The 19978-nt window shown below is 35.7% G+C and carries 18 protein-coding genes and 4 tRNA genes; 21 read left to right on the forward strand and 1 reads right to left on the reverse strand.

Going from position 1 to position 19978, the window contains the following annotated elements; genetic code table 11:
* Positions 1 to 8 precede the first annotated feature (8 nt).
* Positions 9 to 236, forward strand: coding sequence for a PspC family transcriptional regulator (locus FDM27_RS02290; protein ID WP_035659873.1), 228 nt, complete (start codon positions 9 to 11; stop codon positions 234 to 236).
* A 57-nt stretch (positions 237 to 293) separates the two neighbouring features.
* Here the strand turns inward: FDM27_RS02290 and FDM27_RS02295 are convergent, their stop codons facing one another.
* Positions 294 to 1775 carry an amino acid permease gene (locus FDM27_RS02295; RefSeq protein WP_140485026.1) on the reverse strand — a complete coding sequence of 494 codons (1482 nt, stop codon included), beginning with the start codon at positions 1773 to 1775 and terminating at the stop codon, positions 294 to 296.
* Positions 1776 to 1960: 185 nt separating this feature from the next.
* Between FDM27_RS02295 and FDM27_RS02300 the strand changes: the two genes are divergently transcribed.
* The 20 genes from FDM27_RS02300 to FDM27_RS02395 all read left to right on the forward strand — a co-directional run bounded on the left by FDM27_RS02300 (position 1961) and on the right by FDM27_RS02395 (position 19978).
* Positions 1961 to 2851 carry a ComEA family DNA-binding protein gene (locus FDM27_RS02300; protein ID WP_140485027.1) on the forward strand — a complete coding sequence of 297 codons (891 nt, stop codon included), beginning with the start codon at positions 1961 to 1963 and terminating at the stop codon, positions 2849 to 2851.
* 15 nt (positions 2852 to 2866) lie between these two features.
* Positions 2867 to 4009 (forward strand): acyl-CoA dehydrogenase family protein, encoded by a 1143-nt coding sequence (locus FDM27_RS02305; protein WP_140485295.1) that lies wholly within the window; start codon positions 2867 to 2869, stop codon positions 4007 to 4009.
* 159 nt (positions 4010 to 4168) lie between these two features.
* The gene (gene rpsU, locus FDM27_RS02310) at positions 4169 to 4363 is read left to right on the forward strand and encodes a 30S ribosomal protein S21 (protein ID WP_035659878.1); all 195 of its coding nucleotides are present in this window, start codon (positions 4169 to 4171) and stop codon (positions 4361 to 4363) included.
* Positions 4364 to 4436: 73 nt separating this feature from the next.
* The gene (locus FDM27_RS02315) at positions 4437 to 5345 is read left to right on the forward strand and encodes a tyrosine-type recombinase/integrase (protein ID WP_140485028.1); all 909 of its coding nucleotides are present in this window, start codon (positions 4437 to 4439) and stop codon (positions 5343 to 5345) included.
* 18 nt (positions 5346 to 5363) lie between these two features.
* The gene (hpf, locus tag FDM27_RS02320) at positions 5364 to 5666 is read left to right on the forward strand and encodes a ribosome hibernation-promoting factor, HPF/YfiA family (RefSeq protein WP_071185143.1); all 303 of its coding nucleotides are present in this window, start codon (positions 5364 to 5366) and stop codon (positions 5664 to 5666) included.
* Positions 5667 to 5757: 91 nt separating this feature from the next.
* Positions 5758 to 5834, forward strand: a tRNA-Thr gene (locus FDM27_RS02325).
* A gap of 57 nt (positions 5835 to 5891) precedes the next feature.
* Positions 5892 to 5972: transfer RNA gene (locus tag FDM27_RS02330), tRNA-Tyr, on the forward strand.
* Positions 5973 to 6027: 55 nt separating this feature from the next.
* Positions 6028 to 6099 (forward strand) — tRNA-Thr (locus FDM27_RS02335).
* A 54-nt stretch (positions 6100 to 6153) separates the two neighbouring features.
* Positions 6154 to 7341, forward strand: coding sequence for an elongation factor Tu (gene tuf / locus FDM27_RS02340; protein WP_071185144.1), 1188 nt, complete (start codon positions 6154 to 6156; stop codon positions 7339 to 7341).
* A gap of 59 nt (positions 7342 to 7400) precedes the next feature.
* Positions 7401 to 7471: transfer RNA gene (locus FDM27_RS02345), tRNA-Trp, on the forward strand.
* 18 nt (positions 7472 to 7489) lie between these two features.
* Positions 7490 to 7687: a preprotein translocase subunit SecE gene (gene secE / locus FDM27_RS02350; protein ID WP_071185145.1), complete on the forward strand. Its 198-nt coding sequence runs from the start codon at positions 7490 to 7492 to the stop codon at positions 7685 to 7687.
* A 9-nt stretch (positions 7688 to 7696) separates the two neighbouring features.
* Positions 7697 to 8248: a transcription termination/antitermination protein NusG gene (nusG, locus tag FDM27_RS02355; protein WP_071185146.1), complete on the forward strand. Its 552-nt coding sequence runs from the start codon at positions 7697 to 7699 to the stop codon at positions 8246 to 8248.
* 66 nt (positions 8249 to 8314) lie between these two features.
* Positions 8315 to 8752 carry a 50S ribosomal protein L11 gene (gene rplK, locus FDM27_RS02360; RefSeq protein ID WP_071185147.1) on the forward strand — a complete coding sequence of 146 codons (438 nt, stop codon included), beginning with the start codon at positions 8315 to 8317 and terminating at the stop codon, positions 8750 to 8752.
* A gap of 13 nt (positions 8753 to 8765) precedes the next feature.
* Complete coding sequence (rplA, locus tag FDM27_RS02365) at positions 8766 to 9455, forward strand: 50S ribosomal protein L1 (protein ID WP_140485029.1); 690 nt, start codon at positions 8766 to 8768, stop codon at positions 9453 to 9455.
* Positions 9456 to 9477: 22 nt separating this feature from the next.
* Positions 9478 to 9975 (forward strand): 50S ribosomal protein L10, encoded by a 498-nt coding sequence (gene rplJ, locus FDM27_RS02370; protein ID WP_071185149.1) that lies wholly within the window; start codon positions 9478 to 9480, stop codon positions 9973 to 9975.
* Between the two features lie 87 nt (positions 9976 to 10062).
* On the forward strand, positions 10063 to 10434 hold the full coding sequence (rplL, locus tag FDM27_RS02375; protein ID WP_071185150.1) for a 50S ribosomal protein L7/L12: 372 nt from the start codon (positions 10063 to 10065) through the stop codon (positions 10432 to 10434).
* Between the two features lie 266 nt (positions 10435 to 10700).
* Positions 10701 to 14513 (forward strand): DNA-directed RNA polymerase subunit beta, encoded by a 3813-nt coding sequence (rpoB, locus tag FDM27_RS02380; protein WP_128194291.1) that lies wholly within the window; start codon positions 10701 to 10703, stop codon positions 14511 to 14513.
* A gap of 237 nt (positions 14514 to 14750) precedes the next feature.
* Positions 14751 to 19058 carry a DNA-directed RNA polymerase subunit beta' gene (gene rpoC, locus FDM27_RS02385; protein ID WP_140485030.1) on the forward strand — a complete coding sequence of 1436 codons (4308 nt, stop codon included), beginning with the start codon at positions 14751 to 14753 and terminating at the stop codon, positions 19056 to 19058.
* 90 nt (positions 19059 to 19148) lie between these two features.
* Positions 19149 to 19451 carry a DUF3467 domain-containing protein gene (locus tag FDM27_RS02390; protein WP_140485031.1) on the forward strand — a complete coding sequence of 101 codons (303 nt, stop codon included), beginning with the start codon at positions 19149 to 19151 and terminating at the stop codon, positions 19449 to 19451.
* 173 nt (positions 19452 to 19624) lie between these two features.
* Entirely contained in the window at positions 19625 to 19978 is a 354-nt protein-coding gene (locus tag FDM27_RS02395; RefSeq protein ID WP_140485032.1) for a hypothetical protein, read from the forward strand.

Below are 19978 nucleotides of genomic sequence, written 5' to 3' on the forward strand. Positions count from 1 at the left end.
GTATTTCAATGTCGGCTATAATCAAACTTAAGTTTTTTTTCGAAAAATATGGTTTTCATGTTTCTTCACGTCTTGCCGATAAACTGGGCATGCGGGTTACAAGTGTGCGTTTGTTTTTTATTTATATTTCTTTTGTAACCGTTGGATTAGGATTTGGAGTGTATTTAACACTTGCATTTTGGATTCGATTAAAGGATTTGATTAGAGCTAAACGGACATCAGTTTTTGATTTATAAAAAAAATCCCTCTGAAAATTTTAATTTCAGAGGGATTTTTTTTGGTTTTTTATGGTATTATTTTTTCTCTTCAGGATTGTTTAAAACACTGTTTTTTCTACTAAAAGAAAAATAGACAATGACTCCAAGTCCCATCCAGATAAAAAGTCGCATCCAGTTTACCCATCCCAGTCCGTACATCATTGCTAAGCATACAAGAGCACCTAGTATTGGTACAAATGGTACAAATGGGGTTTTGAATTCGCGAACCATATCGGGCTCTTTTTTTCTTAGAATAATTACCGAGATGCAAACAAGAACAAATGCAAATAAAGTTCCTATACTGGTCATGTCTCCTACGATGTCTCCGGGAATAAATGCCGCAAATCCGCCAACGATTACAAGAATTGCAAGATTGGCTTTGTATGGCGTTTTGAATTTAGGATGTATATCGCTAAACATTTTAGGCAATAATCCATCTCTACCCATAGCATAAAAAACTCTTGATTGTCCTAAAAGTAAAACCAGAATTACCGAAGAGAATCCTGCCAGAATAGCTATCGTAACAAATTCTCCAAGCCATTCATATCCTATCATGTATTTGTTTATGGCAAATGCTACTGAGGCTTCTTTACCGCCTGTTCTAAAATCTTCTACTGTAGCAACACCTGTAAGAACGTGTGCAAAAAGAATATATAACACGGTACAGATTGCTAATGAACCTAAGATCCCAATTGGCATTGCCTTTTTTGGGTTTTTGGTTTCCTGTGCTGCAGTACTTACCGCATCAAAGCCAATGAAAGCGAAGAAAACGGTACCGGCTGCTCCAAGGATTCCCATTATACCACCAAAAGAATGATCAATTCCATGTTCGTCTGTAAAAACAGAACTTTGTGGTATGTATGGAGTGTGATTAACTGGATTAATGAATTTCCATCCGATATATATGATAAGGATTACGATAGTTGTTTTTAGAATAACAATTAAACCGTTAACAAAAGCCGATTCCTGAATTCCTTTAATTAATAATAAGCTAATAACTGTAACTATAAATAAAGCCGGTAAATTAATGATTCCCTGAACACCTTCCGGAGAAGTTTGAAATGGGGAGTGTGAGAATTCATAGGGGATTGGGCTGGTATGTAAAATGTTTACCAATAAATCATTAAGGTATTCACTCCAGGCAATTCCTACTGTGGCTCCTCCTACAGCATATTCTAAAATTAAATCCCAGCCAATAATCCAGGCCAGAAATTCGCCCATTGTTGCATAGGTATAAGTGTAGGCACTTCCTGAAATTGGTATTGAAGAAGATAATTCGGCATAGCAAAGTCCTGCCAAAGCACAACCAATGGCTGCAACAACAAAGGCTAAGGTTACTGATGGACCGGCACTTTGTGCTGCGGCTGTAGCGGTTCTTACAAATAATCCGGCGCCAATAATTGCTCCAATTCCTAAAGCGATTAAAGACCAGGCTGTAAGGGTTCTTTTTAATCCTTTTTCAGAATCTTCTGCTTCTGCTAAGAGTTTGATTAGTGGTTTCTTGTTCCAAATAGACATGGTTTTGAGGTTTGTTATTGTTAAGTGCCAAATGTATTATTTTTTATGAAAAGAACAATGACTTTGGATTTAAGTTGTCGTATTAATGTTAAAGTTGTTTTTATTTTGGGTTTTCTTTATGATTGGTTAGTTTTAGGTATTTATTTTTTATATTTAGTTGCAAAAAACTCATTTAGCAGCTACCGATGAATTTTAAAACAATCAGGAATTATTTTCAGTTTTCCAAAGAACAACAAAAAGGAATTTTGGGGTTATTTATTTGTATTATTCTAATACAGTTGATTTGTTTCTTTGTTGATTTTAAAACCACCTCCACAATTGATTCAGACGGAAAAAAATGGCTCGCACTTGAGACCCAAATAGATTCGATAGAACATCATTCAAAGGATAGGGTTTCTAAAATGTACCCTTTTAATCCTAATTTTATCACCGATTATAAAGGGTATCAATTAGGAATGTCGGTAGCTGAAATAGACAGATTACACGCTTTTAGAGAAGATAATAAATATGTGAATTCGGCAAAGGAATTTCAGGCGGTAACCGGAGTTTCGGATTCTTTATTAAAAGGGATTGCACCTTATTTTAAATTTCCGGATTGGGTAAAAAATAAACCCACATCTAAATTAGTTGCCTTTTCGAATACAAAATCAGAACATTTTTCGAAAAAAGGAAAAATAGTTGTGAAAGATATTAATCAGGCGACTCAGGAAGATTTGATTAAAGTCTATGGAATAGGAGATGCAATTTCGATGCGAATTTTGAAATTTAAAGAAAGTTTGGGCGGATTTGTTTCGATGGAACAAATGAAAGATATCTGGGGTTTGTCGCCCGAAGTGATTGAACATTTGAATGCTTCTTTTAAGGTTGGAACAACTTCAAGTATAAAAAAAATCGATATTAATAATGCTTCGGTCAAAGAATTAGCCCAGTTTCCTTATTTCAAATACAATCTGGCCAGAGAGATTGTGATTTACAGAAGTATGAATGGTGATATTAAAAATGCAAGCGATTTAACAAAAATTAAAGGAATGTCTATTGAGAATGCAAATATTATAGCCTTATATTTGGACTTTTAAAAAAAAGCCATAATGATGTATTTTGATTACAGTGAAACACAAAATATGATTGCTCAGTCCATAAGGGATTTTGCAGAAAAAAATATTAAACCTTATATAATGGAATGGGACGAGGCTCAGGTTTTTCCGGTTCCTTTGTTTAGACAATTAGGCGAAATGGGGTTTATGGGGGTATTGGTTCCAGAAGAATTAGGAGGTTCGGGTTTGGGTTATCATGAATATATTACTATAGTTGAAGAAATTTCTAAAGTAGATCCATCTATAGGATTGTCGGTAGCGGCACATAATTCTTTGTGTACAAATCACATTTTGACTTTTGGGAACGAAGAACAAAAAAAGAAATGGATTCCTAAGTTGGCTTCAGGTGAACATATTGGTGCCTGGGGATTGACGGAACACAATACGGGTTCGGATGCAGGAGGTATGAATACTACGGCAAAAAAAGACGGAGATCATTGGGTTATAAACGGAGCTAAAAATTTTATCACTCATGCTATTTCTGGTGATATCGCTGTGGTGGTGGTTAGAACTGGAGAGAAAGGCGATTCTAAAGGAATGACTGCTTTTGTTTTTGAAAAAGGAACTCCAGGTTTTTCTTCGGGAAAAAAAGAAAATAAACTGGGAATGCGTGCCAGTGAAACAGCCGAATTAATTTTTGATAATTGTCGAATTCCGGATGCAAACCGATTAGGTGAAGTGGGGGAAGGCTTTGTTCAGGCGATGAAAATTCTCGATGGAGGAAGGATTTCTATTGGAGCCCTGTCATTAGGAATTGCAAAAGGAGCTTATGAAGCAGCATTAAAATATTCGAAAGAAAGACATCAGTTTGGAAAAGCGATTTCAGAATTTCAGGGAGTTTCATTCAAATTAGTCGATATGGCTACTGAAATTGAAGCTTCGGAATTGTTGTTGCATAAGGCTGCTTTCTTAAAACAACAACATCGTGCAGTAACTACGGCTGGGGCAATGGCTAAGATGTACGCTTCTGAGATGTGTGTGAAAGTGGCTAATGAAGCGGTTCAAATACATGGAGGTTATGGTTATACTAAGGATTATCCTGTGGAGAAATTTTACAGAGATGCTAAGCTGTGTACTATAGGAGAAGGAACTACCGAAATTCAAAAGGTAGTGATTTCAAGAAATTTGTTGAAGGGGTAGAAGTCCCGATAGCTATCGGAGAAAGTTGGAAGTTTTAAGTGAGTCTGTTTTCTTTTTTCTGTGTTCCTTATTCTTTTTGAAATAATTTACAATTAATGATTTGTAATTCATAATTAATTTTCTACTTTTGCAGCCTTAACGAGAGGAGGTGTCAAAATTATGTTAATTATACCAATTAAAGACGGAGAAAATATCGATAGAGCACTAAAGCGCTATAAAAGAAAATTTGATAAAACTGGAACAGTTCGTCAATTAAGAGCACGTACTGCTTTTATTAAACCGTCAGTTAAAAATAGAATGAAATTCCAGAAAGCGGCTTACATTCAAGGTTTGAAAGATAGCTTAGAGAGTTAATAAGTTTTTTTGGAAACAAAATAATACCGTTAGTGGTCAGATTTTTTATAAATTTGATGCTAACGGTTTTTTTATGGCTACAAATTTAGAGGCGTTTGCGGATTATCTTCAAAAGGAGAAAAAATATTCTCCACATACTGTATGTGCTTACGTGAAAGATGTGTCTGAATTTCAGAGTTATAATTTAGCTGATTTTGAGCAGGAGAATGTTGATCGTGTTGATTATGTTCAAATTCGATCATGGGTAGTGCTTTTGGTTGAAAACGGTTTGTCGACTATTTCTGTAAATAGAAAGGTGGCTTCTTTGAAGGCGTATTATAAATTTCTTTTAAAAATAAAACAGATAGAGGTTAGTCCTTTATTGAAGCATAAATCTTTAAAGGTGTCTAAGAAGGTTCAGATTCCTTTTTCTGAGAAAGAGTTGTTGGGGGTTTTGGAGGGTGTTGAGTTGGAGGAAGGTTTTGAAGGAGTTAGGGATAGGTTGTTGGTGGAGTTGTTGTATTCTACAGGGATGAGGAGGTCGGAATTGATTCATTTAAAGATAGATGCGGTTGATTTTTCTAATTCGACAATTAAGGTTTTGGGAAAAAGGAATAAAGAGCGAATAATTCCGGTATTGGTTGTGGTGTTAAAACAAATGCAGTTGTATTTAAAGGAGAGGGGTGATTTGGAGTCGATTAAGGATAGGGACTATTTTTTTCTAACAAAAAAAGGGTTAAAATTAAGTGAATCGTTTGTGTATCGATTAATAAATTCATACTTTAGTAAAGTCTCGGAAAAGGTAAAAAAGAGTCCGCATATGTTAAGGCATACGTTTGCGACTCATTTATTGAATAACGGGGCTGATTTGAATTCTGTTAAAGAGTTATTAGGGCATTCTAGTTTGGCTTCGACGCAGGTTTATACTCATAATAGTTTATTAGAGTTGAAAAAAGTCCATGCTGTAGCGCATCCTAGAGGTGGTGATGATTCTAAAGTTTAACCATAAAAAATATTAATTATGAAGGTAAATGTTCATGCTGTTAACTTTAATGTTGATGGAAAGCTAGTAGATTTTGTTCAAGGAAGAATGAATAAGTTGGAAAAATACTATGACAGGGTGGTTTCTTCAGATGTCTATTTGAAAGTAGAGAAGACGAGTGAGAAAGAAAATAAAATTGTTGAGGTAAAAATTAATGTGCCGGGAGATGATTTTCTGGTAAAAAAACAATGTAAAACTTTTGAAGAAGCTGTTGAGTTGTCTGCAGAATCATTGGAGCGTTTGCTTGTAAAAAGGAAAGAAAAAATAAGAACTCATATATAAATGAAATTTTTTTCAAAAAATGTTTTGATTGAGAGATAAAATCTATACATTTGCAGTCCGTTAGAAATAGCGGACTTTTTTTATTGTAAATGCCGATGTAGCTCAGCTGGCTAGAGCAGCTGATTTGTAATCAGCAGGTCGTGGGTTCGAGTCCCTCTATCGGCTCCAGATATTCTAAATGCGATTTGGAATAGGTTCTTTAAAATATTGTGATTTTAAAAATTAGGGGAGATACTCAAGCGGCCAACGAGGGCAGACTGTAAATCTGCTGTGTGAACTTCGCAGGTTCGAATCCTGCTCTCCCCACAGGTTAAATTTTAGATTGCAGATTCAAAATCTGAATTCTAAATCAGAACTCTCTGCCGGTGTAGCTCAGGGGTAGAGTGCTTCCTTGGTAAGGAAGAGGTCTCGGGTTCAAATCCCGACATTGGCTCAAATAAGTAGGAAATTGAAATTAATATATAACTAAGATTAAAAATTAAGTAAAATGGCAAAAGAAAGTTTTAATCGTTCGAAACCACACTTGAATATTGGTACTATCGGACACGTAGATCACGGAAAGACTACTTTGACTGCTGCGATCACTAAAGTATTATCTGATGCAGGATACTGTCAAGCTAAGTCTTTTGATCAAATCGACAACGCTCCAGAAGAGAAAGAAAGAGGTATTACTATTAATACATCTCACGTAGAGTATGAAACAGCTAACCGTCACTACGCTCACGTTGACTGTCCAGGTCACGCGGATTACGTTAAGAACATGGTTACTGGTGCTGCTCAAATGGACGGTGCTATCTTAGTAGTTGCTGCTACAGATGGTCCAATGCCACAAACTCGTGAGCACATCCTTTTAGGACGTCAGGTAGGTATTCCTCGTATCGTTGTTTTCATGAACAAAGTGGATATGGTTGATGATGCTGAGTTGTTAGAGCTTGTTGAGATGGAAATCAGAGATTTATTATCTTTCTACGAGTATGATGGAGATAACTGTCCAGTAATTCAAGGTTCTGCTTTAGGAGGATTGAATAATGATGCTGCTTGGGTTCCTAAAATTCTTGAATTGATGGAAGCTGTTGATAACTGGATCGAAGAGCCAGTACGTGACGTAGCAAAACCATTCTTGATGCCAGTTGAAGATGTATTTACAATTACAGGTCGTGGAACTGTTGCTACAGGTCGTATCGAAACTGGAGTTGCTAACACTGGAGATCCTGTTGAAATCATTGGTATGGGAGCTGAAAAATTAACTTCTACTATTACTGGAGTTGAGATGTTCCGTAAAATCCTTGATAGAGGTGAAGCTGGAGATAACGTAGGTTTATTGTTGAGAGGTATTGATAAAGCTGATATCAAACGTGGTATGGTTATTATTAAGCCAGGTTCAGTAAAACCACATGCTACTTTCAAAGCTGAGGTTTATATCTTGAAAAAAGAAGAAGGTGGTCGTCATACACCATTCCATAATAACTACCGTCCACAGTTCTACGTACGTACAACTGACGTAACAGGAGTTATTACTTTACCAGAAGGTGTAGAGATGGTTATGCCAGGGGATAACTTGACAATCAATGTTTCTTTATTGAGTCCAATTGCTATGAACGTAGGTTTACGTTTTGCTATCCGTGAAGGTGGTAGAACTGTAGGTGCAGGTCAGGTAACTGAAATCGTAGAGTAATTCTATTAAAATAAAAAAAAGCCAGTTGATTTTCTTAATTGAAGTCACTGGCTTTAATTACGGGCGTAGTTCAAGGGTAGAATAGCGGTCTCCAAAACCGTTGATGGGGGTTCGAATCCCTCCGCCCGTGCAAAAAAAATATATCATAATGGCAAAAATTGTTAATTACATATCAGAAGCATTTGAAGAGTTAAAGTCAAATGTAACTTGGCCAGAATGGGCTCAGGTTCAAAGTCTAACAATTGTTGTTGCTGTTTTTTCAGTATTATTCGCTTTGGCTACTTGGGGAGTGGATGAGTTTTTTGCAAAAGCATTAGAAGGATTTTTTAACTGGATGAAAGCTTAGTTTTTTGTTATGGCAGATAATAATGTTAAAAAATGGTATGTTGTTCGAGCAGTAAGTGGACAAGAGAATAAAGTAAAGGCATATATAGAGACAGAAATCGCAAGATTAGGAATGTCTGATTATGTGTCTCAGGTTCTTGTGCCTACTGAAAAAGTAGTATCAGTAAAAGATGGAAAGAAATTAGTTAAGGAAAAAGTGTATTTTCCTGGCTATGTAATGATAGAAGCAAATTTAGTTGGGGAGATTCCTCATATCATTAAATCAATAACAAGTGTTATTGGCTTTTTGGGTGAAACTAAAGGAGGGGAACCAGTTCCGTTAAGACTTTCTGAAGTGAACAGAATGCTTGGTAAGGTTGATGAATTAGCTGTGAATACAGATACAAAATCAATTCCATTCAGCTTGGGCGAAACAATTAAGGTTATTGATGGACCTTTTAATGGTTTCAATGGTTCGGTTGAAAAAATTAATGAAGAAAAGCGTAAACTTGAAGTTATGGTTAAGATTTTCGGTAGAAAAACACCATTGGAATTAAGTTTTATGCAAGTAGAAAAAGTATAATTTTCGTTACACTATAATAATCACTTCAATTGCTTCCGTAAATTGTTGTGTTAAATTTTTTAAAAAATGGCTAAAGAAATTAGTAAGGTAGTTAAACTACAAGTTAAGGGAGGTGCTGCGAATCCGTCGCCACCGGTTGGACCTGCTTTAGGAGCTGCTGGGGTTAATATCATGGAGTTCTGTAAGCAGTTCAATGCTAGAACACAAGATAAACCTGGCAAAATATGCCCAGTACAAATTACTGTGTATAAAGACAAATCATTCGATTTTGTTGTTAAGACTCCTCCTGCAGCAGTTCAGTTATTGGAAGCTGCAAAGCTAAAATCTGGTTCAGGTGAGCCTAATCGTAAAAAAGTAGCAAGTGTTACTTGGGAACAAATTAGAACTATTGCTGAAGACAAAATGCCAGACTTAAACGCTTTCACAATTGAGAAAGCTATGAGTATGGTTGCTGGAACAGCTAGATCTATGGGTATAACCGTATCAGGAGACGCTCCTTTTTAATTAAGAGAAAGACATGGCAAAATTGACAAAAAAGCAAAAAGAGGCTGCTTCAAAAATTGAAAAGAACAAATTATACTCTTTAAAAGATGCAGCTGCATTAATTAAAGTTGTTGCTTCTGCAAAATTTGATGAGTCTGTTGATATCGCAGTACGTTTGGGTGTTGATCCAAGAAAAGCGAATCAAATGGTGAGAGGTGTAGTAACATTGCCTCATGGAACTGGTAAAGATGTAAAAGTATTAGCATTAGTTACTCCAGATAAAGAAGCGGAAGCTAAAGAAGCTGGTGCAGACTATGTAGGTCTTGATGATTATTTACAAAAAATTAAAGAAGGTTGGACAGATGTTGATGTTATCATCACTATGCCTGCTGTTATGGGTAAATTAGGTCCATTAGGTCGTATTTTAGGACCTAGAGGTTTAATGCCTAACCCTAAAACAGGAACTGTAACTATGGATGTTGCTAAAGCTGTTGCAGAGGTAAAAGCTGGTAAAATTGACTTTAAAGTAGATAAAACTGGTATCGTACATGCAGGAATTGGTAAAGTTTCTTTTGGAGCTGAGCAAATTTATGACAATGCACACGAAATTATTCAAACATTAATAAAACTTAAGCCAACTGCTGCTAAAGGTACCTACATTAAAGGTATTCACCTTACAAGCACAATGAGTCCTGCGATTGCATTAGACCCAAAAGCAGTATAATTGGTAGTTAAAAATTTTTAGTATGACTAGAGAAGAAAAATCAATCGCGATTGAAGATTTAACTGCACAGTTAGCTGGTACAAACATAGTTTATGTATCTGATATTTCTGGGTTAGACGCAGAAACAACTTCAAACTTGAGAAGAGCTTGTTTTAAAGCAGGTATTAAATTAGAGGTAGTAAAAAATACTTTGCTTGCAAAAGCAATGGAAGCTTCTGATAATGATTATGGTGATTTACCTTCAGTATTGACTGGTAACAGCGCTATCTTTATTTCAGATGTTGCAAATGCGCCTGGAAAAGTTATCAAAGATTTCAGAAAAAAAGCTGCTAAGCCACTTTTGAAAGGAGCTTACATCAACTCTGAAATTTATATTGGTGATGATCAATTAGATGCATTAGCTACTATTAAATCTAAAGAAGAGCTTATTGGAGAAATCATTGGATTATTACAATCTCCTGCTCAAAGAATTATTTCTGCACTTCAAAACCAGTTTTCTGGAGAAGAAACAGAAGCATAATAAAATGGAGCTAACGCTCTGTTTTATTTAAGTGTGCGCACAATAAATAAATTATAATTTCACAAATCATTTTAAAAGATAGAAAAAATGGCAGATTTGAAACAATTCGCAGAACAATTAGTTAACTTGACAGTTAAAGAAGTTAACGAATTAGCAACAATATTAAAAGATGAGTACGGTATCGAACCAGCTGCTGCAGCTGTAGTAGTTGCTGCTGGAGGAGACGGTGGTGCAGCTGAAGAAGCTCAAACTGAATTTACAGTTGTATTGAAAGAAGCTGGTGCTTCTAAATTAGCAGTTGTAAAATTAGTTAAAGAATTAACTGGTTTAGGTCTTAAAGAAGCTAAAGACGTAGTTGACGGTGCTCCATCAAACGTTAAAGAAGGTGTTTCTAAAGAAGAGGCTGAAGGTCTTAAAAAATCATTAGAAGAAGCTGGAGCTGTAGTTGAATTAAAATAATTCAACTCGGTTTTAAGAACTAGGTTTAGGTATTGAGTTAATCACTCAATGCCTAAACCATTTTTCGTATAATAAAATACATCATTTTATTATAATATATTTAGTTTAAAATACGAAAAAGTTTTTGATCAATACGAAGACAAAAAGCAGGACTTATTTTTTATTGGTTTGTTTTTAAAGATGTATTGGTTACAAAAAGAAAGTATCAATTAAACAGTGTTTTTACACAAAAAACTACTTTTTTTAAATCAAAATTTTGTCCATTGATGATAACAAATCAGACTGAAAGATTGAATTTTGCCTCTACAAAAAATATACCTCAGTATCCGGATTTTCTGGATGTTCAGGTTAAATCTTTTCAAGATTTTTTTCAATTAGAAACTAAATCAGATGAAAGAGGCAACGAAGGTTTATACAATACCTTCATGGAAAACTTTCCAATTACAGATACAAGAAATAACTTTGTATTGGAATTCCTGGATTATTTTGTTGATCCACCACGTTATACTATTCAAGAATGTATAGAAAGAGGGCTTACACATAGTGTGCCTTTAAAAGCAAGGTTAAAACTTTATTGTACTGACCCGGAGCACGAGGATTTTGAAACTATTGTTCAGGATGTTTATCTTGGTACAATTCCTTACATGACTCCAAGTGGAACTTTTGTTATTAACGGTGCTGAGCGTGTTGTTGTTTCTCAATTACACAGATCTCCAGGGGTTTTCTTCGGACAATCATTCCACGCAAATGGAACAAAACTATATTCTGCCAGAGTAATTCCTTTTAAAGGTTCCTGGATAGAATTCTCTACTGATATCAACAGCGTTATGTACGCTTATATCGACAGAAAGAAAAAATTACCTGTAACAACTTTATTCCGTGCTATCGGTTTCGAAAGAGATAAGGATATCCTTGAAATTTTTGACTTAGCTGAAGAAATTAAAGTATCTAAAACAGGACTTAAAAAATATATCGGTAGAAAATTAGCTGCCCGTGTATTGAATACATGGCATGAAGATTTCGTAGATGAAGATACTGGTGAGGTAGTTTCTATCGAACGTAATGAGATTATCCTTGATCGTGATACAATTATCGATAAAGATAATGTTGAAGAAATCATTGATTCTAACGTTAAATCTATTTTGTTGCATAAAGAAGATGCTAATCAGGCTGATTACGCTATCATTCATAATACATTACAAAAAGATCCAACAAACTCTGAAAAAGAAGCTGTTGAGCATATCTACAGACAATTGCGTAACGCAGAACCGCCTGATGAAGAAACTGCTCGTGGTATTATAGATAAATTGTTCTTCTCTGACCAACGTTACAACTTAGGTGAAGTAGGTCGTTACAGAATGAACAAGAAATTAAGTCTTGATATTCCTATGGACAAACAAGTTTTGACCAAAGAAGATATCATTACTATCGTGAAGTATTTAATTGAGTTGATTAATGCTAAGGCAGATATCGATGATATTGACCACTTATCAAACCGTCGTGTTAGAACAGTTGGTGAGCAATTGTCTCAACAATTCGGTGTTGGTTTAGCACGTATGGCCAGAACTATTCGTGAGAGAATGAACGTTAGAGATAACGAGGTGTTTACACCAATTGATTTGATTAATGCTAAAACATTATCATCAGTTATCAACTCTTTCTTTGGTACGAACCAGTTATCTCAATTTATGGATCAAACCAATCCACTTGCTGAGATTACACACAAAAGAAGATTATCTGCACTTGGACCAGGTGGACTTTCGAGAGAGAGAGCCGGATTTGAGGTTCGTGACGTTCACTATACGCACTATGGACGTTTATGTCCTATTGAAACACCAGAGGGACCAAACATTGGTTTGATTTCTTCTCTTGGAGTTTATGCTAAAGTAAACGGAATGGGATTCATTGAGACTCCTTACCGTAAAGTTACTGATGGTGTGGTTGATTTAGTTTCTGAGCCAACTTACTTAAGTGCTGAAGAAGAAGAAGGAATGTTGATTGCGCAAGCCAACATTGAAATGGAAGATTCTGGAAAAATTACTGCTGAAAACGTAATTGCGCGTGAAGAGGGTGATTTCCCGGTTATCGATCCTTCTAAAGTACATTATACTGACGTTGCTCCTAACCAAATCGCTTCGATTTCTGCATCTTTGATTCCTTTCTTGGAGCATGATGATGCGAACCGTGCGTTGATGGGATCTAACATGATGCGTCAGGCCGTTCCATTGATACGTCCTGAAGCTCCAATTGTAGGTACTGGTTTAGAGCGTCAAGTAGCTTCTGACTCTAGAGTATTGATTAATGCTGAAGGGCATGGTACTGTAGAATATGTAGATGCTAATATCATTACTATCAAATACGATCGTTCTGAGGAAGAAAGAATGGTAAGTTTTGATGCTGATGAAAAGACATACAACTTAATTAAATTCAGAAAGACCAATCAAGGAACAAGTATCAACTTGAAACCTATCGTAAGAAAAGGAGATAGAGTTGTTCCTGGTCAAGTATTATCAGAAGGATATGCTACTGAAAATGGTGAATTAGCTTTAGGTAGAAACTTAAAAGTAGCGTTCATGCCATGGAAAGGGTACAACTTCGAGGATGCGATTGTAATTTCTGAGAAAGTTGTTCGTGATGATATCTTTACTTCAATCCACGTAGACGATTACTCATTAGAGGTAAGAGATACTAAATTAGGTAACGAAGAATTAACGAATGATATTCCTAACGTTTCTGAAGAGGCTACTAAAGACTTAGATGAAAACGGTATGATTAGAATTGGTGCCGAGGTTAAACCTGGTGATATTCTTATCGGAAAAATTACACCTAAAGGAGAATCTGATCCAACTCCGGAAGAGAAATTGCTTCGTGCAATCTTCGGGGATAAAGCTGGTGATGTAAAAGATGCTTCATTAAAAGCGTCTCCATCTTTACACGGTGTGGTTTTAGATAAAAAATTATTTGCAAGAGCAGTAAAAGATAAACGTAAACGTACTCAGGACAAAGATGCTTTAGGAGCACTTGAAATGGAGTTTGAAGTTAAATTTACTGAACTGAAAGATAGATTAATTGAAAAACTTTTCTTAATCGTAAACGGAAAAACATCACAAGGTGTAATGAACGATTTGGGTGAAGAAGTTTTACCAAAAGGTAAAAAATATACTCAAAAAATGCTTTACGCAGTTGAAGATTTTGCTCACTTAAGCAAAGGTCAATGGGTAGCTGATGATGCAACTAATAAATTAGTTAATGATTTGATTCATAACTATAAAATTAAGTTGAATGATTTACAAGGAGCTTTAAGAAGAGAGAAATTCACGATTACTGTTGGAGATGAATTGCCATCAGGAATTTTGAAATTAGCTAAGGTTTATATCGCTAAGAAACGTAAGTTGAAAGTAGGGGATAAAATGGCAGGACGTCACGGTAACAAAGGTATTGTTGCAAGAATCGTTCGTCACGAAGATATGCCTTTCCTTGAAGACGGAACACCAGTTGATATCGTGTTGAACCCACTTGGGGTACCTTCACGTATGAACATCGGTCAGATTTATGAGACTGTTCTTGGATGGGCTGGACAAAAATTAGGTAGAAAATATGCTACTCCTATTTTTGATGGTGCTTCTCTTGACCAAATTAATGAATTGACTGACGAAGCTGGAATTCCACGTTTTGGACATACGCATCTTTATGATGGTGGTACAGGAGAGCGTTTCCATCAGGCAGCAACTGTGGGTGTAATTTACATGTTGAAATTAGGACACATGGTTGACGATAAGATGCACGCACGTTCTATTGGTCCATACTCGTTGATTACTCAACAACCACTTGGAGGTAAAGCTCAATTTGGAGGTCAGCGTTTTGGAGAGATGGAGGTTTGGGCACTTGAGGCTTATGGTGCTTCTAGTACACTTCGTGAAATCTTGACTGTTAAATCTGATGACGTAATTGGTAGAGCTAAAACTTACGAAGCTATCGTAAAAGGTGAAACTATGCCAGAACCAGGATTACCTGAATCATTCAATGTATTAATGCACGAATTGAAAGGTCTTGGATTAGATATTAGATTAGAAGAGTAATATACATTTAGAGTTAATCAGTCTCATTTTCATGGGGCTGATTACTCATTTTAAAGTTTTTAGGATTTATACCCGTAAACCGTTCCGATTTTTTATACAAACCAAAGAGGTTTTATAACTAGCACTTCAAAATAGTCGTTTGAAGTTTAGAGAAGTAATTCGAGGTAGTGTTGGAGTTGTTAATTCGACTTTGACAAAAATCAATTTTTAATTGCAAATAAATCAATAGTAAAAACTATGATGAATAATAGAAATAATAAAGAGAAAAACCAGGTAAAAAGGTTTGACAAAATTTCGATAGGACTAGCTTCTCCTGAATCAATCTTGAAAGAATCAAGAGGTGAAGTATTAAAGCCGGAAACTATCAACTATAGAACACACAAACCAGAGCGTGACGGACTTTTCTGCGAAAGAATCTTCGGACCTGTAAAAGATTTCGAATGTGCTTGTGGTAAATACAAAAGAATCCGTTACAAAGGAATTATTTGCGACCGTTGTGGTGTTGAAGTTACTGAGAAAAAAGTACGTAGAGATAGAGTTGGTCACATCAACTTAGTTGTGCCTATTGCCCACATTTGGTATTTCCGTTCTCTTCCTAATAAAATAGGTTATATCCTTGGTCTTCCATCTAAGAAATTAGATATGATCATTTACTACGAAAGATACGTAGTAATCCAGGCTGGTATTGCTAAAAATGCAGAAGGAGAGTCATTACAAAGATTAGATTTCTTAACTGAAGAAGAATATTTGAATATTTTAGATACACTTCCTCAGGATAACCAATATTTAGATGATTTTGATCCTAATAAATTTGTTGCCAAAATGGGAGCAGAATGTATTATGGATTTATTAGCTCGTATTGATTTAGATCAATTGTCTTACCAATTAAGACACTCAGCTAATAACGAAACGTCTAAACAACGTAAAACAGAAGCATTAAAAAGATTACAAGTTGTTGAATCTTTCCGTGAATCTAACTTGAACAGAGAAAATCGTCCTGAGTGGATGATTATGAAAGTGGTTCCTGTTATTCCACCAGAATTACGTCCACTTGTGCCACTTGATGGAGGTCGTTTTGCAACTTCAGATTTAAATGACTTATACCGTCGTGTAATTATCCGTAACAACCGTTTGAAAAGATTAATGGAGATTAAAGCTCCTGAAGTGATCTTGAGAAACGAAAAACGTATGTTGCAAGAATCGGTAGATTCATTATTTGATAACACTCGTAAAGCTTCTGCTGTTAAAACAGAATCTAACAGACCATTAAAATCATTATCTGATTCCTTAAAAGGTAAGCAAGGACGTTTCCGTCAAAACTTACTTGGAAAACGTGTAGATTATTCTGCTCGTTCGGTAATTGTTGTTGGACCTGAATTGAAATTATTCGAATGTGGATTGCCAAAAGATATGGCAGCTGAATTATACAAACCTTTTGTTATCCGTAAATTGATAGAAAGAGGAATTGTGAAAACAGTTAAATCTGCTAAGAAAATTATAGATAAAAAAGAGCCTGTAGTTTGGGATATTCTTGAAAACGTAATTAAAGGTCACCCAGTATTACTGAACCGTGCTCCTACATTACACAGATTGGGTATTCAAGCTTTCCAACCAAAATTAATTGAAGGAAAAGCGATCCAATTACACCCATTAGTATGTACGGCTTTCAACGCGGATTTTGACGGGGATCAGATGGCAGTTCACTTGCCATTAGGACCAGAAGCAATCCTTGAAGCTCAATTATTAATGTTAGCTTCTCACAATATCTTGAACCCTGCTAACGGTGCTCCTATTACGGTACCTTCTCAGGACATGGTTTTGGGTCTTTATTATATGACCAAAGAGCGTTTGTCTACTCCCGAAAAGAAAATTTTAGGGGAAGGGCTTACTTTTTACTCTGCTGAAGAAGTAAATATTGCATTAAACGAAGGAAGATTAGAATTGAATGCTCGTGTGAGAATTAGAGCAAAAGATTTTAATGAAGAAGGAGAATTGGTTTACCAAATTATCCAAACAACTGCCGGACGTGTATTATTTAACGAAGTAGTTCCTCCTGCAGCTGGATATATCAATGAAGTATTGACTAAGAAAAACCTTAGAGATATTATCGGTCACGTATTAAATTCAACAAGTGTACCTGAAACGGCTGCCTTCTTGGACAACATGAAAGATATGGGGTATAAATTCGCATTCCGCGGAGGATTATCATTCTCATTAGGTGATATTAGAATTCCTGAGCAAAAAACACAATTGATTGCTGACGCAAGAGAGCAAGTAGAAGGAATTTCTGCTAACTATAACATGGGTCTTATTACAAATAACGAGCGTTACAATCAGGTTATTGACGTATGGACTTCTGCGAATGCACAATTGACAGAATTAGCAATGAAAAACATTAGAGAAGACCAACAAGGTTTCAACTCGGTGTATATGATGCTAGACTCTGGAGCTCGTGGATCTAAAGAACAGATTCGTCAGTTAACCGGTATGCGTGGTTTGATGGCTAAGCCTAAAAAATCGACTGCTGGTGGTGGTGAGATTATTGAAAACCCGATTCTTTCTAACTTTAAGGAAGGTCTTTCGATTCTTGAGTACTTTATCTCTACTCACGGTGCTCGTAAAGGTCTTGCGGATACGGCTCTTAAAACGGCGGATGCTGGATACTTGACTCGTAGGTTACATGACGTTTCTCAAGACGTTATTGTTAACATCGAAGATTGTGGAACATTAAGAGGTGTTGAAGTTTCAGCATTGAAAAAGAATGAAGAAATCGTTGAATCATTAGGAGAAAGAATTTTAGGACGTGTTGCATTACAAGATGTAATTAATCCTCTTACTAATGAAGTATTAGTAGCTTCAGGGCAACAAATAACCGAGACAATTGTGAAAGCAATTGAAGCTTCTCCTTTAGAAAAAGTAGAAGTACGTTCTCCATTAACTTGTGAGGCTTTAAAAGGTATTTGTGCTAAATGTTACGGACGTAACCTTGCAACAGGAAAAATGACTCAAAGAGGTGAGGCAGTAGGAGTAATTGCTGCTCAGTCTATTGGAGAGCCAGGTACACAGTTAACACTTCGTACATTCCACGTTGGAGGGGTTGCCGGAGGTATCTCTGAAGAGTCTAGCATTATTGCTAAATTCCCAGGAAGACTTGAAGTAGAAGACTTGAAAACAGTAAAAGGAGAAGATAACGAAGGAAACGAAGTGGATATCGTTATTTCACGTTCTACAGAATTGAAATTAATTGACGAGAAAACAGGTATTGTTTTAAATACACATAATATTCCTTACGGTTCCAGTATTTATGTTAAAGACGGTCAGTCTATTGGAAAAGGTGATGTAATTTGTAAATGGGATCCATATAACGGGGTTATCGTTTCTGAGTTTACCGGTAAAATTGCTTACGAAGATTTAGAGCAAGGACAAACGTTCATGGTTGAAATCGATGAGCAAACAGGATTCCAGGAAAAAGTAATTTCTGAGGCCAGAAACAAAAAATTAATTCCTACTTTATTAGTTTATGGTAAAGATGGTGAGTTGATTCGTTCTTATAACTTACCGGTTGGAGCTCACTTGATGGTTGAAGATGGAGAGAAAATTAAAGCAGGTAAAGTATTGGTTAAAATCCCACGTCGTTCTTCTAAATCAGGAGATATTACCGGAGGTTTACCTAGAATTACTGAGCTTTTAGAGGCTCGTAATCCTTCTAACCCAGCTGTGGTTTCTGAGATTGATGGTGTAGTTTCTTTTGGAAAAATCAAAAGAGGTAACCGTGAGATTATCATCGAATCTAAATTTGGAGAAGTTAAGAAATACTTGGTGAAATTATCCAGTCAAATTCTTGTACAGGAAAATGACTTCGTAAGAGCAGGATCTCCATTATCTGATGGTGCAATTACACCGGATGATATTTTAAGAATTCAAGGACCATCTGCTGTTCAACAGTACTTGGTAAATGAAATTCAAGAGGTTTACCGTTTACAAGGGGTAAAAATCAATGACAAGCACTTTGAGGTTGTAATTCGCCAAATGATGCGTAAAGTTCAGGTTCAGGATCCGGGAGATACATTGTTCTTGGAAGATCAGTTGATTCATACTAAAGATTTTATCGTTGAAAATGATAAGTTATATGGTATGAAAGTGGTTGAGGATGCAGGAGATTCTTCTAACTTAAAAGAAGGTCAAATCGTTACTCCACGTCAATTGAGAGATGAGAATTCTTTATTGAAACGTACTGATAAAAATCTTGTTGTTGCCCGTGATGTAGTTACTGCAACTGCAACTCCGGTATTACAAGGTATTACAAGAGCTTCGCTTCAAACAAAATCGTTTATCTCTGCTGCTTCGTTCCAGGAAACAACAAAAGTATTAAACGAGGCTGCTGTTGCTGGTAAAGTGGATCTATTGGAAGGATTGAAAGAGAATGTTATTGTAGGACACAGAATCCCTGCTGGTACAGGTATGAGAGAGTATGATAACGCTATTGTAGGTTCTAAAGAGGATTACAACGATATGATGGCAAACAAAGAAGAATATATTTACTAGTAAATAATATACTTTAACATTAAAAATAGAAAGATTACCTCGTGTAGTCTTTCTATTTTTTTTATATTGTCACTTTAAAAATTGAAAAAGATGAAAGATCAACAAGAACAAATCAATATTGAATTAGACGAAAAAACTGCCGAAGGGATTTATTCTAATTTAGCAATAATCAATCATTCTTCTTCGGAGTTTGTTTTAGACTTCGTAAGTATCATGCCGGGTGTTCCTAAGGCTAAGGTGAAGTCAAGAATCGTTTTGACTCCACAACACGCTAAGAGATTGTTAAAGGCTATAGGTGAAAATATTCACCGTTTTGAAGTAGCTCATGGCGAAATCAAAGAAACCGAACACGCACCCATTCCGCTTAATTTTGGTCCAGCGGGACAAGCATAAAATACAAAGGCTTTCATTTCATTGAGAGCCTTTTTTTATTCTTTTATAATGTGAGATTGCTTTTTTTAGTAGCTAAACGAGTTTTAGAGTAGTTTGTCGGAAATGTTTTTTACTGTTTTTCTATTGCAATAGATTTGTTTCATAATAAAATCATAATTGTAGAAACAAAAACTATGAACAACGTAAAAACAAATAAAGCTAACTTAAAATTAACCCAACTAATAGTTGTGTTTGTTTTGTTTTTTATGTTTTCTTTTTCTGCTTTTGCACAGGATAAAGCTGTTTCTAGTACTGGTTTTGCTGAAAAAGTACAATCAACAAATGTGAAATTAGAAAGTTCAAGAGCTACTTCAAATATGGAATTTGCATTGTGGTTTATGGGGACAAAACAAGATCCAAATTCTACTTTATCGACTGAGGAATGTAATGCTAAAAAATCAATTATTACTTCAGGAATGGCTCCTAATCGTTTGTTAATTAAAGCTTTTTTGAAAAAAGTAGTGAATTACGAAAATTCATTGTCTTAA

Source organism: Flavobacterium sp. GSA192 (assembly GCF_006386525.1).
Classification (GTDB): Bacteria; Bacteroidota; Bacteroidia; order Flavobacteriales; family Flavobacteriaceae; genus Flavobacterium; species Flavobacterium commune.

Excerpts from the sequence above, each read along its gene's own strand:
- rpoB (WP_128194291.1), top strand. The coding sequence starts at position 10,701 with ATGATAACAAATCAGACTGAAAGATTGAATTTTGCCTCTACAAAAAAT.
- nusG (WP_071185146.1), top strand. The coding sequence starts at position 7,697 with ATGGCAGATAATAATGTTAAAAAATGGTATGTTGTTCGAGCAGTAAGT.
- FDM27_RS02390 (WP_140485031.1), top strand. The coding sequence starts at position 19,149 with ATGAAAGATCAACAAGAACAAATCAATATTGAATTAGACGAAAAAACT.
- rpsU (WP_035659878.1), top strand. The coding sequence starts at position 4,169 with ATGTTAATTATACCAATTAAAGACGGAGAAAATATCGATAGAGCACTA.
- FDM27_RS02300 (WP_140485027.1), top strand. The coding sequence starts at position 1,961 with ATGAATTTTAAAACAATCAGGAATTATTTTCAGTTTTCCAAAGAACAA.
- FDM27_RS02290 (WP_035659873.1), top strand. The coding sequence starts at position 9 with ATGTCGGCTATAATCAAACTTAAGTTTTTTTTCGAAAAATATGGTTTT.
- rplJ (WP_071185149.1), top strand. The coding sequence starts at position 9,478 with ATGACTAGAGAAGAAAAATCAATCGCGATTGAAGATTTAACTGCACAG.
- rplL (WP_071185150.1), top strand. The coding sequence starts at position 10,063 with ATGGCAGATTTGAAACAATTCGCAGAACAATTAGTTAACTTGACAGTT.
- rplK (WP_071185147.1), top strand. The coding sequence starts at position 8,315 with ATGGCTAAAGAAATTAGTAAGGTAGTTAAACTACAAGTTAAGGGAGGT.
- rpoC (WP_140485030.1), top strand. The coding sequence starts at position 14,751 with ATGATGAATAATAGAAATAATAAAGAGAAAAACCAGGTAAAAAGGTTT.
- secE (WP_071185145.1), top strand. The coding sequence starts at position 7,490 with ATGGCAAAAATTGTTAATTACATATCAGAAGCATTTGAAGAGTTAAAG.
- FDM27_RS02395 (WP_140485032.1), top strand. The coding sequence starts at position 19,625 with ATGAACAACGTAAAAACAAATAAAGCTAACTTAAAATTAACCCAACTA.
- FDM27_RS02295 (WP_140485026.1), bottom strand. The coding sequence starts at position 1,775 with ATGTCTATTTGGAACAAGAAACCACTAATCAAACTCTTAGCAGAAGCA.
- tuf (WP_071185144.1), top strand. The coding sequence starts at position 6,154 with ATGGCAAAAGAAAGTTTTAATCGTTCGAAACCACACTTGAATATTGGT.
- FDM27_RS02315 (WP_140485028.1), top strand. The coding sequence starts at position 4,437 with ATGGCTACAAATTTAGAGGCGTTTGCGGATTATCTTCAAAAGGAGAAA.
- FDM27_RS02305 (WP_140485295.1), top strand. The coding sequence starts at position 2,867 with ATGTATTTTGATTACAGTGAAACACAAAATATGATTGCTCAGTCCATA.
- rplA (WP_140485029.1), top strand. The coding sequence starts at position 8,766 with ATGGCAAAATTGACAAAAAAGCAAAAAGAGGCTGCTTCAAAAATTGAA.
- hpf (WP_071185143.1), top strand. The coding sequence starts at position 5,364 with ATGAAGGTAAATGTTCATGCTGTTAACTTTAATGTTGATGGAAAGCTA.